Here is a 15,133-nt window from a genome sequence, read left to right on the forward strand (position 1 = left end):
ACATATAACAAAGTTTTATTATCTTTGTAACTTCATTTTAAAGAATTAAGCATTTGCTTACACTTTGTTTTTACCTGAAAATATGCAAAATGAATTAAATACTGCTATCCGTGCTGCCATTGAAGCAGGCTCAGAGATTATTAAAATATATTCCGATCCGAATGCAGATTTCAAGATCGAACAAAAAGCAGATAATTCTCCTCTCACGATAGCCGATAAAAAATCAAATGAAATAATTTTATCTTTTCTGAATCAAACTCCTTATCCGGTATTAAGTGAAGAAGGAAAAAGTATTGACTATTCTATTCGCGAATCATGGGAAAAATTATGGATAGTAGATCCTTTAGACGGAACTAAAGAATTTATTAAACGTAACGGAGAATTTACCGTCAACATAGCCCTTGTAATAAACGGAGTCCCTGAATTGGGTGTAATCTATGTTCCTGTAAAAAGAACTCTTTATTACGGTCTGACCGGATACGGAGCATATAAAATCGAAAATATTGATGCAAAACCTGAAAATTTGTCTGCCGAAAATTTAAGACAATTTGCTATTCAATTACCGATTAAAAGAGAAAAACGTCCATTCACAGTTGTAGCGTCCCGTTCACACTTGAGTCCTGAAACAGCTTCTTTTATTGCAGACTTACAACAAAAACACCCAGATTTAGTAACAACTTCAATAGGAAGCTCTATAAAAATCTGCCTCGTAAGTGAAGGTAATGCTGATATTTACCCGCGTTTTGCCCCGACAATGGAATGGGACACGGCTGCCGGACATGCAATAGCTCGTGCAGCAGGGAAAGAAATATACCACACAGACCGGCAAACACCAATCTCCTATAATAAAGAAAATTTACTTAATCCCTGGTTTATAGTTGAATAAGCCTGAATAAATTTTGAATACATCGAAATGAGTATAGATGCTATTATTGTTTTAACCGCCCTGATAGCCATGTTGATTGTCCTGGCAATGGATAAAATGAGACCCGGTCTTACATTATTGCTGGTGGCTATAGGTTTTATGCTCATGGGAATTATTACTCCCAAAGAAATGGTAGCCGGATTCAGCAACCAAGGGATGATAACGGTTGCCATCTTATTTCTGGTCAGTGAAGGAGTCAGAAGATCCGGAGCTCTGGATTATTTGATAAAAAAAATATTGCCCCAAACTAAGACGTCTGTCAGAAAAGCTCAATTAAGGATGCTTCCGACAATTAGTTTCATCTCTGCATTTCTAAACAACACAGCCGTAGTCGTTATTTTTGCCCCGATCATTAAAAAATGGGCGGAATTTGTAAATATGCCTTCGCAAAAATTTTTGATTCCCCTCTCATACGCTACCATTTTGGGAGGACTCTGTACTTTAATAGGAACTTCGACCAATCTTGTTGTTCATGGGATGATGCAAGAATCAGGGTACGAAGGTCTAAAAATGTTCGAACTAAGCAAAATCGGCATTATCATAACAATCGCGGGACTTATCTATATTTTCATTGCCAGCAAAAAATTACTGCCGGGAAATAATCTCAACGGAGATACCGGGAAAGAAATAAAAGAGTATTATTTCGATGCGATCGTTCCTGAAGACAGCCTCCTGACAGGAGCGGTAATAGATCACGGACATTTTAAGGAAATTCCTCAAATGAGCGTTTATGGAGTATATCGTAACAATAGCTTCATGCCGGCTGATAAGCAACGTATTATTTTACGGGCATCAGACCAAATTATTCTGGCAGGAAAATCTTCCAGCTTAAAAACGCTTATCAGCATAGAGGGAATAAAACTGACTTGTTTACAAAATGTAGATAAAGACTTTATTCAATCAGCTGTAAAATTGGTAGAAGTTGTTTTAGGACCACGCTTCCCCGGTATCGGACAAACATTGGGTAAATTCGACTTTTTCCGACATTATGGAGGAATTGTCACCGCCGTAAATCGTAACGGAGAACGCATCACTACCGGTTTGAATAAATTAAAACTACAAGAAGGTGACAACCTCGTTCTACTTACGGATGACTCTTTCATATCGACATGGGGAGATTCAAAAGTGTTTTATCTCGTATCCGATGCCGGAGATTTTGAAATTCCTCAACAAAAAAGCCGACGTTGGCTTGCTTCGGTCATTCTTATCTTTATGATTGTTGGAGCGACAATCGGGGAATATATGCCCAAAGTCAACGGTATGAAAATAGATATGTTCTACTTCGCTGCCGCCGCTTTATTTGCCATGACTGCATTAAAAATATTCCCGGCAAAAAAATATACAAAATACGTAAGTTGGGATGTATTGATCGCCATAGCATCGGCATTTGCAATTAGTCAGGCAATGACAAACTCTGGAATAGCCAATATTATCGCCGGTGTAATTATAGATATAGTGAAAGATTATGGTCCGCATGCCGTACTGGCTGCATTATTTCTTATCACCAACATCTGCACCGAAACGATCACGAACAATGCCGCAGCAGCACTTACTTTTCCGATAGCGCTATCACTCTCCACTGAATTAGGTGTAGATCCGATGCCGTTTTTTATTACAATCTGTGTCGCTGCATCAGCAAGTTTTTCTATTCCGATCGGATATCAGACCAATCTGATCGTACAAAGTGTCGGAGGTTACAAATTCAAAGATTTCCTTAAAATAGGACTACCGCTCAATTTAATAATATTTATTTTATCTATCATATTGATCCCCCTCATTTGGGAATTTACACCTATAAAATAATTATAATATGGAAGAGAGACATATTTACCCTATATTCGATCGAATGCTGCAACGTAGCGACCGGGAAAATCTTCTGAAACAAAAAGGTCTTATGCTCTGGTTCACAGGGTTATCGGGTTCTGGGAAAAGTACATTAGCCATCGCACTGGAAAGAGAATTATACCAAAACGGTATATTATGCCGAATCCTCGATGGCGATAATATTCGCAGCGGCATCAATAACAATCTCGGTTTTTCTGAAACCGACCGAATTGAAAATATTCGGAGGATCGCTGAAGTATCTAAACTGTTTGTAGATTGCGGAATTGTCACCATCGCTGCGTTCATCAGTCCGACAAACGAAATACGGCAAATGGCTGCCGATATAATAGGTAAAGACGACTTTATGGAAATTTATGTAAGCACTCCGCTTGAAGTGTGTGAGCAACGCGATGTAAAAGGGTTATATAAAAAGGCAAGAAAAGGTGAAATAAAAGACTTCACGGGTATATCTTCACCTTTTGAAATTCCGGAACAGCCTGATCTGACAATCGATACATCTACTCAAAGTTTAGAGGAGAGTGTAGCAATCCTTAAGAAAACTGTTTTTCCAAGAATAGTTTCTTTTAACATTTAATTCGGTTCAGTATCTTACTGAATGAGTATTTTTGCGCCTAAAATTAAATTAGAACAACACATGTCAACTTATAAACTAAGTCATTTAAAAGAACTGGAATCAGAAGCCATACACATTATACGGGAAGTAGTGGCGGAATTTGAAAATCCGGTAATGCTATACTCCATAGGGAAAGATTCTTCTGTAATGGTACGTCTGGCAGAAAAAGCTTTTGCACCAGGACGTCCGCCTTTCCCTCTAATGCATATCGACTCTAAATGGAAATTTAAAGAAATGATCGAATTCAGAGACAAATATGCCAAAGAGCATGACTGGAATTTGATCGTGGAATCTAATATGGAAGCTTTCAAAGCCGGTGTTGGCCCTTTTACTCACGGAAGTAAAGTTCACACGGATTTAATGAAAACCCAAGCTCTTTTAAACGCTCTTGATAAATATAAGTTCGACGCTGCTTTCGGTGGAGCTCGCAGAGATGAAGAAAAGTCTCGTGCAAAAGAACGTATTTTTTCATTCCGCGATCGTTTTCATCAATGGGATCCTAAAAACCAACGCCCCGAACTTTGGGATATTTACAATGCACGAGTGCACAAAGGTGAATCGATTCGGGTATTTCCTCTCTCTAACTGGACAGAACTCGACATATGGCAATATATCCGGTTAGAAAATATTCCTATTGTTCCTTTGTATTTTGCCAAAGAACGTCCGATCGTCAATATAGATGGAAATCTAATCATGGTAGATGACGACAGAATGCCCGAAGAATACCGTAAAAAGGCAAAAATGATGAAAGTCAGATTCCGCACTTTAGGGTGTTATCCTCTTACAGGAGCGATAGAGTCTGATGCCGATACTATTGAAAAAATCGTAGAGGAAATGATGGTTACTACCAAATCGGAACGTACGACTCGGGTAATAGATTTCGATCAAGAAGCCAGTATGGAACAGAAAAAAAGAGAAGGTTATTTTTAAGGACAGAAAAGATGGCAACAAAACTAAATATATCCGATTTTCTCGACCAAGACGAGAAAAAAGATTTACTTCGTTTACTAACTGCCGGCTCGGTAGATGACGGGAAATCGACATTAATAGGTCGTTTGCTTTTTGACAGCAAGAAATTGTATGAAGATCAACTGGATGCTTTGGAACGTGACAGCAAGCGAGTCGGAAACGCAGGTGACAACATCGATTACGCTCTATTATTAGACGGGCTAAAAGCTGAACGTGAACAAGGCATCACAATAGACGTAGCTTACCGATATTTTTCTACAAACAAACGGAAATTTATCATTGCCGATACTCCGGGTCACGAACAATATACCCGAAACATGATCACCGGAGGCTCGACAGCAAACCTTGCAATTATTCTCGTCGATGCACGCACCGGTGTTATTACCCAAACACGCCGACACACTTATCTTGTATCTCTTCTCGGCATTAAGCATGTAGTTTTGGCGGTTAATAAAATGGACCTTGTAGAGTATGACCAACAGGTATTCGACAAAATAGTAGATGAGTACAAGCAATTTGTAACTCCATTGGGCATTCCCGACATCAACTGCATCCCATTGTCGGCTTTAAAAGGAGATAATGTCGTAGATAAATCGGACAATATGCCTTGGTATAAAGGGACTGCCTTACTTGACTTTCTCGAAACCGTACACATTGCCAACGACCATAACTTAAAAGACTTCAGATACCCGATACAATATGTATTGCGCCCTAATTTAGACTTCAGAGGTTTCTCCGGGAAGATATCCTCCGGAATCGTGCGTAAGGGCGATAAGGTCATGGCTATTCCGTCAGGAAAAATATCCCATGTAAAAGGGATTCATGTATATGAAGGAGAATTAAATGAAGCTTTTTCTCCCCAATCGATTACTATTACATTAGAAGATGAAATAGACTTATCGAGAGGTGAAATGCTCGTACATCCCGATAATCTTCCCCGTATCAGCAGAAATTTTGAAGCAATGCTCGTGTGGATGGATGAAAAACCTATGGACAGGGATTTGCAATATTACATTAAACATACAACAAATACGACAAGAGTCAGAATAGACCAGATCCGCTATAAAGTAGATGTCAATACCATGGAACAATCCATGACCGAGAATCTCCAATTAAACGAGATCGGTCGTGCCGTATTCATGACTAACAAGCCTTTATTTTTCGATCCTTACAAACAAAATAAAAGTTGCGGAGCATTTATTTTGATCGATCCGATTACCAACAATACCTGCGCCGTAGGAATGATCATCGATCAAGTAGATGAATCGGATCTTGCATCAACCATTACAAAAGAAGATTGTGAACGCATGAGACAGGGAAAATCCCTCGTTTCGACAGAAGAACGCATAAAAACGTTAGGACAGCAAGGAAAATTATTCGTTATTTCCGGAAAAGAACTCTCTTCGGTCAGAGAGTTTTCAGGGATATTGGAACGACGTTTATTCGACACAGGCCACATTGCAGTCGTGTTCGACTCCAAAACCTTGGGCGTCTCAGGAAAAGATATGCTATCTTTAGGTTTTGCTCTACAAGAACAGGGTATTATTGTAATTTGCATCGATTCGCGAAATGAAATCACCGATGTTCCGGAAAAGACGGTTACCATACGATTATCCGATGAAAAAACAAACGATACGATAAGTTCCGAAAGCGACCAATGCACAGTATTTTGTCAAAATATATCTTCGGCAGTAGAGGACATCATCAACATCAAGTTATCATAATATGGGTTTATTAGAATTTTCGAAACTTCCGATCAACACTCTTGTTGGTGCAGACTGGAAAACATTTAAAGGAATTACCGAGGGGCGCATTGTCGATAAAGGGTATAAACAAAAATATTACTTGACAAAATCAGTATGCCGGTTATTGAGTTTATTGCAACCATTCGAAGATCGCAAGTACAAAAAGTTACTTGCGGATAAAAAAATAGAAAATGATCCGGTATTCATACTCGGTCACTGGAGAAGCGGAACAACTTTTGTCCATAATGTATTTTCCTGCGATAAACAATTCGGATATAATACAACTTATCAAACCGTATTTCCCAATTTGATGTTATTCGGACAATCGTTCTTCAAGAAACAGACATCCTTGCTTATGCCGGATAAAAGACCGACTGATAATATGGAGTTAAAAGTGGATCTTCCTCAAGAAGAAGAATTCGCATTGTCCAATATGATACCATATTCTTTTTACAATTTTTGGTTTTTCCCCAAATATTGGCAAGAATACAGTAAAAAGTATCTGCTTTTTGAAGATATTACACCTAAAGAACTGGAAGCATTTAAATCTGTTTTCGAACGTTTGATCAAAGTGTCGCTGTGGAATACGAAAGGTAGTCGCTTTTTGTCAAAAAATCCGCCTCATACGGGAAGAATACCTCAATTGTTGGAGATGTTCCCGAATGCGAAATTCATATATTTGATGAGAAACCCATATACCGTATTCGAATCGACAAGAAGTTTCTTTACAAACACCATACAACCTTTGAAATTAGAAGATTTCTCGAACCAGGAAATTCAAGATAATATTGTCAAGACATACCGAGATTTATATTTCAAATATGAAAAAGACAAAAACCTTATCCCCAAAGGGAATCTTATAGAGGTCAAATTCGAAGATTTCGAAAAGAATGCCTTGGAGATGACCAAGAATATTTACGAATCGCTATCTATTCCCGGTTTTGAAAATGCCCGTCCGGCAATCGAAGCTTATTTGGATACAAAAAAGGGATATAAAAAGAACCAATATAAATACGAAGAAGAAACGGTACGCATCGTAGAGAACAATTGGGACTTTGCTTTGAAGGACTGGGGATATGAATTATAAATTCATCCTTTAAAATACTTATTTCCAAACAAAAAAGTCACTCTAAAATCGAATGGTTTAGAGTGACTTTTATTATAATTCAAACTTGTCATTTCGCGTCTGAAACAGAAGTGTACAGAACAACCCCTCGACGGCTAATAACCCAGATGTCGTCTTCTTTTGTTACATTATATGTATCATCATCTTCCTGATTCCATGCATACCCACCTTTCGGCAAAGAACGGCGGTCCAACACAGGCTGAATATCTTCTTCAGGAAGGAATAACTCTACTTGCAATGAATCGGGAGAGAAAACCAAAAAGGCCGAAGAAGTAGCATTTTTATCAGTTTGCGAATTCATCCGTATTCCCGTCTCAAATATGCGGATGCAATCTTTTTTTACTTCAGACCACATATATCCGGCAGCCGCGTTACAGCCATGTTCATCCATAGCCACTCCCACTTCCTTAACATAAGGTTCATATATCAAAACAGTCTTTCCGTCATTCCCTTCAATAATAAGCCTTTCATTTTCCATCGATGCAAAATGAGAACCGGACAATGCTTTCATATATATGTCTTCAAATTCAAGATCCGGACAAGCCATCATAGTCATACCTCCCGGGTCCATCACAAAACCTTTTTCTTTAGACAATTCATAACGCCCCATAAAACGATTGCAACCAGCCATACCGTAAACGGTATTTGTATCGGTAAAAAATATTGTCAATTTCTCAGCCGGCAATTTTTGCAGTGTATCTCCATTCTTAAATTCGGATAATACCCATTCCTGAGATGCCAACTCTTGTTTATCTATAAGCTTTTTCCCTTTGCAGGCAACCAGAAATATTACTGTCAAAGACAATACCATTATAAAACACTTTTTCATAATATCAATACTTTTAATTATTTTCTCAGTATAAAAACATTCATCATTGCCTAACGTCCGTGAAATTTCGGTATTAAAAAAACAAACAATATTTCAAAGATAATGAAAATATAGACAAACAAATCAAAATCATACAGAATATGCCAAACGCAGATAATCTGATAATGAAGTCAAAGAATGAGTCCATTCCAACGATGCAGAATCCTTTTTAAAAAACCAACTTTTAATTCCGGATTTCAATTTCGGCAAAGAATTTTCCCTATTCAACAACTTTTGCAGCGTATAACCAGTCTGATCGAACTCATTGCGAACTATAGCAACAGCAACAGAACTTAATCGTTTTACAACAAATATCGACAAATGCATATCTAAAAGTGCTTCTTCATATATACTGAGGTCTATCGGCTCGTACTCTATCTTATATCCCATTTGTCGAGAGAGTTTATCTGCAATATCCTCAAAAGAGTATGAAATCTCATGCGTCAACGTAAATACTCTATTTTCAGGCTTATTCTCTATCAATAATTCAGAGATGACTTCCGCCACATCTTTCGAAGAGACAAAACCTATACGACCATTTCCTCCCGGATAATAGATATGCCGACCTTCGATCGACGTTCCTATAAAGAAAGGGAGATATTCCATCAACATGTTGACTCTAAGAATCGTATAAGGTATTCCCGATGATTTTATAAGACTTTCGATTTCCCTATCCTCACGTACCATCCGGGAAGATATCCCGGAATGAGAAACAGAACTGACAAACATAATATGTCCGACCTTCGCTCCCTGAGCACACCTTATTAAATTGGTATATGCCGATCGGTGATCTTGCAAAAAATTAGAATTACAAATCAAAAGTCGGTCGATATCTTGAAAAGCCTTATCTAAAGAAGGCATATCAAACAAGGATACTTCAGATATCTCGGCATTTAAATATTTAAGAGATGGCAAACCCTGCTGTCGATCTGCCATTACCCGAACAGGTATTACAGATCTCTTTTCATCTAAAGCAACCAGTACATCATTACCTAAACAATTGACAATGTCCGTTACTAATATCATAAAAATAGTTTTTACAATAGAACAATATCATATTGAGAAAAGTTCTTCAAATATTCTAAGAATCTATTTAAAAGCAAGCGACAGAATGTTAACAAAGAACCTTTATTTTGTTAACACGTTATCCACATTTAACAAATCATGTTAAATAAAAAACTATTTCGATCGACATATTTGTTTTATACGAAAACATATCTTTATATTTGATACAGATTTTCATGGAATTAAGGTTTAGGTTAATTAAGTAGTAAAAAAGATAAGGCTGTCGAGATGACAGCCTTATCTTTTTTATGTTTTTTGTCTATTCATAATTCCTCATCGGACAAATGTTTCGGTAAAAACAAATTCAATAATGTATAACCGATAATACCGGCAAGTAATGAACCTAACAGAATACCCATTTTTGCCTGATTCAGTAATAATTCACCTCCGGGCATATCACCGTACGAAAGATTTGCAATGAAAAGAGAAACGGTAAATCCTATCCCTCCCAAAGCAGATACTCCTGCAATCGTTTTCCATGTAGCTCCATGAGGCATAGGCACCCATCTCATCTTTATTGCAATAAAAGTAAAAGAGAATATTCCGAAGAATTTTCCCAATACAAGTCCCAAAAATATTGCCAAACTGACTCCTTGAAAAACAGAAGAAAGGTCAAAGCCATTCAATGCTATGCCGGCATTAGCAAAAGCAAATAAAGGAATAATCAAATAATTTATGAGGGGATGCAATGTGTCTTCCAGATCTTGCAACGGACTAATAACCTTATCGGAGGCTGATTCGACACACTTTAATAAATTCAACTGCTCTTTACTCAAAATATGTGTCTCACCGCTTTCTTGATTTTCAGATGCCGGAAAACGGGAAACCGTATCTCTGATCTTGTTAATAAATTTTTCGGTATGCATCACAGGATGTGCCGGTACGCAAAATGCGACCAAAACTCCGGCAATAGTCGGATGTATTCCCGAATTGAGGAACAAAAACCAAACAGCAATACCGATCAATATATAGAACATTTTACTATTAATATGCCATTTCGAACCCATTAGTAGAACCACTAACAGCCCAAAAGCATAAAGCAAATAGGTAAAATAGATTTCTCCTGAATAAAATATCGCTATTGCCAAGATTCCTCCGACATCGTCCGCTACTGCCAAAGTAGCCAAAAATATTTTCAATCCGATAGGCACTCTTCTACCCAACATACTTAAAATACCTAAAGAAAATGCGATATCGGTAGCCATCGGAATCGCACTTCCTCTTAATATATCTTCTCCTTCGGCAACCATTCGAAAAATCAGAATTGGCAACACAATACCCCCTACCGCAGCGATAACCGGTAATAAAGCCTGCTTCACTGATGATAATTCACCTACCAACACTTCTCTTTTTATCTCGAGTCCTACGGAGAAAAAGAAAATTGCCATAAGAGCATCGTTTATAAATTGCATCAGTGTCATCGGTTCTCCGTGGTGGCTAAACAGATTGAAATTTCCTATCTGCAATGAGACAGGAACATTCCACCAAGAAAAATACATCGATGCTAAAGGAGAATTGGCTATAATCATGGCCAATACCGTTACCATAATTAATACGTACCCGCCATTCGTATAATTTTGTAATGTACGACGGATTGCAAAAATAGAATCTTTCATAACTTAAAAATCTTAACTTTTTGTAGAACAGAAATCAAGCTGTCACAGTTTAATTATTATCTGTTTTTTTAAAGAAACTGTCTAAACCATACAGAAATATATAAAAATAATTCTACTCACATCGCAATACGACGCTCCAAATCTAAACAGTATCAGATATACAACGCAAAAATAATATTTTTCGGCAAAAAAACGATATAAAAAAGGAACATCCTCATAAAGAATGTTCCTTTGTCAAAAACGATATAAAGTTTATTTCAGTCTAATTTCAACACGGCAAGAAAGGCCTTTTGTGGTACTTCTACCGAACCGATCTGCTTCATTCGTTTTTTCCCTCTTTTCTGCTTTTCCAAAAGTTTCCGTTTACGGCTTATATCCCCCCCATAACATTTTGCCGTAACATCTTTACGTACGGCCTTTATGGTTTCACGAGCAATGATTTTCGCACCGATTGCAGCCTGTATAGCAATATCAAATTGCTGACGGGGAATCAGTTCTTTCAGTTTTTCACACATACGCCGCCCAAACGAAACCGCATTGTCAAAATGTGTCAAAGTAGATAACGCATCTACCGACTCTCCATTTAACAAAATATCCAGTTTAACTAATTTAGATGGTCTGAAATCGTGGAGATGATAATCGAACGAAGCATATCCTTTAGAGATACTTTTCAACTTGTCATAAAAATCGATAACAATCTCACCCAAAGGCAAATCATAGATCAGCTCAACTCTGTTACCCGAAATATATTCCTGCTTGATAAGCTCTCCTCGTTTTCCCAGACAAAGCGTCATAATCGGCCCGATATAATCGGTTGCCGTTATAACAGAGGCCCTTATATAAGGTTCTTCTATTTTTTCTATCAAAGTAGGATCGGGCAAACCGGACGGATTATGTACCTCTGTCACATTTCCTTTTTTATCATATACTTTATAGGATACATTAGGTACTGTAGTGATAACGTCCATATCAAATTCTCTATCGAGCCGTTCCTGAATTATCTCCATGTGTAGTAACCCAAGAAAACCGCAACGAAAACCGAAGCCTAATGCAACCGAAGACTCAGGCTGGAAAGTCAGTGAAGCATCATTCAATTGCAACTTTTCTAAAGATGCTCGTAAATCTTCGAAATCTTCACTTTCGATCGGATATACTCCTGCAAACACCATAGGTTTCACTTCCTCAAAACCATCGATTGCTTTATCGCACGGACGTGCTATATGTGTAATCGTATCTCCAACCTTTACCTCCCGAGATGTTTTTATTCCTGAAATAATATATCCTACATCACCCGTTCCAAGTTCTTTTCGAGGAGACATGTCCAGCTTAAGTACTCCTATCTCATCGGCTTCATATTCTTTACCGGTAGCAACAAACTTTACTTTATCACCTGTCCGAATCACGCCATTCATAATCTTAAAGTATGCGATGATTCCTCTAAACGGATTGAATACAGAGTCGAATATAAGACATTGCAAAGGAGCTTCCGGATCACCAGTCGGTGCAGGAATACGTTCGATAATCGATTGAAGAATTTCTTCAACTCCGACACCGGTCTTACCGCTGGCACGTATTATCTCTTCTCGCTTACAACTGATCAATTCAATGATCTGATCTTCAACTTCATCGGGCATTGCGCTGGGAAGATCTACTTTATTGACAACAGGTATTATCTCCAAATCATTTTCGATTGCCATATACAAATTGGAAATCGTCTGCGCCTGAATGCCCTGAGAGGCATCCACAATCAGCAAAGCCCCCTCACAAGCAGCGATAGAACGAGACACCTCATATGAAAAGTCAACATGGCCCGGAGTATCGATCAAGTTCAATATATACTTTTCATCATTATATATATATTCCATCTGTATGGCATGACTCTTGATCGTAATACCTCTCTCCCGCTCCAAATCCATGTTATCCAATACCTGATCCTGCAAATCCTTAGCAGCTACGGTATTCGTAAACTCTAATAAACGGTCGGCCAATGTGCTTTTTCCGTGGTCTATATGTGCAATAATACAAAAATTGCGAATATTCTTCATTTATTTCTTCTTAGTTTTTTCTCTTTGCAAATATACGCAATTTTTTGATTCTCCGACAGCAAGTTGTTCTTTAGAACATCTGAGAACGGCACACCCCTTTTCTGTCAATAAATAATGAATATCTCACCCTAATACCAATCAAATGTTTTTCTTACCTGATCAAACAAATTTTTATTTTTATCTTTGTCAAAAGAACAAGATTACCCCCTTGCAAAGTAATATCTTTGTAATATATATTTCACACTAACGAAACAGTGTTTTCTGACTTTTGTATTGCAATAAAAAATAAACAGTTATGACAAATTACAGAATTCTGGTAGTCGATGACGAAGAAGATCTTTGCGAAATACTAAAGTTTAACCTCGAAACAGAAGGTTATGAAGTAGATACTGCTAATTCTGCAGAAGAAGCACTAAAGAAAGATCTGTCGGTATATAATCTGCTCATGCTGGATGTAATGATGGGAGAAATCAGCGGATTCAAAATGGCAAACATCATTCGTAAAGATGATAACAAAGCTAAAATTCCAATTATTTTTTTAACAGCAAAAGATACGGAAAACGATCGACTGACCGGATTCAATCTCGGAGCAGATGATTATATTTCTAAACCTTTCTCAATAAGAGAAGTTATCGCCCGGGTAAAGGCAGTTCTGCGACGAACGGCAACAGATAACAACACAAGTCAAGAAACTCTCTCCTTTGATCAACTTCTTGTTAATATACCACAAAAAAAAGTAACAATCAAAGGAGAAGAAATTACGCTGACCAAAAAAGAGTTCGAAATTCTGAAACTTTTATTAGGAAATCAAGGTCACGTTTTCTCCCGTGAAGAAATACTATCCCGTGTCTGGAGTGACGAGGTATATGTATTAGACCGCACAATAGACGTGAACATCACCCGATTAAGAAAAAAAATAGGAGAATACGGAAAAAATATCGTGACCCGTCTGGGATATGGATACTGTTTCGAAAATGCTTGACTAAAGCTAAAATAATGAGTTACACTGAAAAAGACAAACGCAGAATACCTTTTCACATAGAGCTTTTCATATCGATAGCTTCTTTGTTTATCACATTCATTCTGGTTATTTTCTTTACCCAGTTCAATCTGGATAAAGAGACTCGAAAAGGAATGCTTAATTCGATTCTTCAAGATTACAATAATCTGATATATAGAGAATATTCTTCTTCACAAATGACCGAAGCCAAACTTGACTCTATAATAGCCGGAATTACCGACAAAAACTTACGTGTAACCATTACGACTCTGGACGGAAAAGTCATTACCGACAGCGGGCATAACGATTCTATCCCTCTGCCCAACCACAAAAAACGACCGGAAATAGATCAAGCAATTCATTCCGAAATCGGATATTCTTTACGAAGTTCCGAAACACGTCCGGGAAAAGATTATTTTTATTCCGCCCGGAAATATAAAGACGTAATCGTCCGATCGGCTCTTCCTTTCGATTTATCAACCGGATCTATGCTGAAAAGCGATAGTCAGTTTACTTATATATTAATCATAACTTCCGCATTAGCTATCATCATACTTTATTATTTTTGTAATAAATTGGGAAAATCGATCTCTATACTTCGAGATTTCTCCAACCGGGCAAAACAAGAAAAACCGATCGATGTAAATATGCCTTTAGCTCATAATGACATCGGAGACATAACACACAATATCATTCGCATTTACAAAAATCTGCATCACACCAAAGAAGAACTGTCTATAGAAAAAGAAAAGTTGATCAAACATTTACAAATATCTAAGGAAGGGCTTGCCGTCTTTTCTCAAGAAAAGAAGGTTATCGTAGCAAATAATCTATTTGTACAATATGCAAACTTGATTTCCGATGAGCCGTTTTCTTCTATCGATGATATTTTTGAAGTACAAGAGTTCAAGCAAATATTCGATTTCGTCGATAAAAACAGCTACCCGAATCATTCCCGTGAAGAAATTATAAGCGATTCATTTTTATTGAGTAAAAACAGCAAATCATTCCAAATAGAATGTATTTTGTTTCAAGACAACTCATTCGAAATATCGATAAATAACGTAACTCAACAAGAAGAGGAAAGTCGTCTGAAACGTCAATTGACACAAAATATCGCTCATGAACTTAAAACTCCGGTTAGTAGTATTCAGGGATATATGGAGACAATCATCGACAATCCGACTTTACCTGAAGAAAAGCGTACACTATTTCTCAATAGGTGCTATGCCCAAACAAAACGACTAACAGATCTATTGCATGACATTTCGATACTGAACCGGATCGATGAATCGAACGATCTCTTCGATTGCGAA

The 15,133-nt window shown here is 37.6% G+C and carries 10 protein-coding genes and 3 pseudogenes; 9 read left to right on the forward strand and 4 right to left on the reverse strand.

The window, feature by feature from the left end:
* Positions 1 to 82 precede the first annotated feature (82 nt).
* From cysQ to AC1WHX_RS05055, 7 genes and pseudogenes are all read left to right on the forward strand, one after another.
* The gene (gene cysQ / locus AC1WHX_RS05025) at positions 83 to 886 is read left to right on the forward strand and encodes a 3'(2'),5'-bisphosphate nucleotidase CysQ (RefSeq protein ID WP_122337102.1); all 804 of its coding nucleotides are present in this window, start codon (positions 83 to 85) and stop codon (positions 884 to 886) included.
* A 27-nt stretch (positions 887 to 913) separates the two neighbouring features.
* Positions 914 to 1,519 (forward strand): annotated as a pseudogene (locus AC1WHX_RS05030) (SLC13 family permease); the annotation flags it as partial.
* 306 nt (positions 1,520 to 1,825) lie between these two features.
* Positions 1,826 to 2,728: pseudogene (locus AC1WHX_RS05035) on the forward strand (SLC13 family permease); the annotation flags it as partial.
* A 7-nt stretch (positions 2,729 to 2,735) separates the two neighbouring features.
* Positions 2,736 to 3,344, forward strand: coding sequence for an adenylyl-sulfate kinase (gene cysC / locus AC1WHX_RS05040; protein WP_122337101.1), 609 nt, complete (start codon positions 2,736 to 2,738; stop codon positions 3,342 to 3,344).
* Between the two features lie 60 nt (positions 3,345 to 3,404).
* Positions 3,405 to 4,313: a sulfate adenylyltransferase subunit CysD gene (gene cysD, locus AC1WHX_RS05045; RefSeq protein WP_009317243.1), complete on the forward strand. Its 909-nt coding sequence runs from the start codon at positions 3,405 to 3,407 to the stop codon at positions 4,311 to 4,313.
* 11 nt (positions 4,314 to 4,324) lie between these two features.
* A pseudogene (gene cysN / locus AC1WHX_RS05050) lies at positions 4,325 to 5,822 on the forward strand (sulfate adenylyltransferase subunit CysN); the annotation flags it as partial.
* A 255-nt stretch (positions 5,823 to 6,077) separates the two neighbouring features.
* A complete protein-coding gene (locus AC1WHX_RS05055) occupies positions 6,078 to 7,184 on the forward strand; it encodes a sulfotransferase family protein (protein WP_303115664.1) in 1,107 nt (368 codons plus the stop codon).
* An 88-nt stretch (positions 7,185 to 7,272) separates the two neighbouring features.
* Here AC1WHX_RS05055 and AC1WHX_RS05060 read toward each other — a convergent pair whose 3' ends face one another.
* The 4 genes from AC1WHX_RS05060 to lepA form a co-directional block, all read right to left on the reverse strand.
* The gene (locus AC1WHX_RS05060; protein WP_122337099.1) at positions 7,273 to 8,052 is read right to left on the reverse strand and encodes an META domain-containing protein; all 780 of its coding nucleotides are present in this window, start codon (positions 8,050 to 8,052) and stop codon (positions 7,273 to 7,275) included.
* 129 nt (positions 8,053 to 8,181) lie between these two features.
* Complete coding sequence (locus AC1WHX_RS05065) at positions 8,182 to 9,117, reverse strand: NmrA family NAD(P)-binding protein (protein WP_302545437.1); 936 nt, start codon at positions 9,115 to 9,117, stop codon at positions 8,182 to 8,184.
* Positions 9,118 to 9,419: 302 nt separating this feature from the next.
* On the reverse strand, positions 9,420 to 10,772 hold the full coding sequence (gene nhaA / locus AC1WHX_RS05070; RefSeq protein WP_122337098.1) for a Na+/H+ antiporter NhaA: 1,353 nt from the start codon (positions 10,770 to 10,772) through the stop codon (positions 9,420 to 9,422).
* Between the two features lie 257 nt (positions 10,773 to 11,029).
* Positions 11,030 to 12,817, reverse strand: coding sequence for a translation elongation factor 4 (gene lepA / locus AC1WHX_RS05075; protein WP_481228927.1), 1,788 nt, complete (start codon positions 12,815 to 12,817; stop codon positions 11,030 to 11,032).
* A 295-nt stretch (positions 12,818 to 13,112) separates the two neighbouring features.
* Here lepA and AC1WHX_RS05080 point away from each other — a divergent pair, with 295 nt between their 5' ends.
* Together AC1WHX_RS05080 and AC1WHX_RS05085 are read left to right on the forward strand one after the other, a co-directional pair.
* Positions 13,113 to 13,799: a response regulator transcription factor gene (locus AC1WHX_RS05080; RefSeq protein WP_022602571.1), complete on the forward strand. Its 687-nt coding sequence runs from the start codon at positions 13,113 to 13,115 to the stop codon at positions 13,797 to 13,799.
* Between the two features lie 14 nt (positions 13,800 to 13,813).
* Positions 13,814 to 15,133, forward strand: a 1,320-nt coding sequence (locus AC1WHX_RS05085) for a histidine kinase dimerization/phospho-acceptor domain-containing protein (protein ID WP_481228929.1), incomplete at its 3' end; no start/stop codon positions are given.

This window comes from Coprobacter sp. (assembly GCF_982436375.1).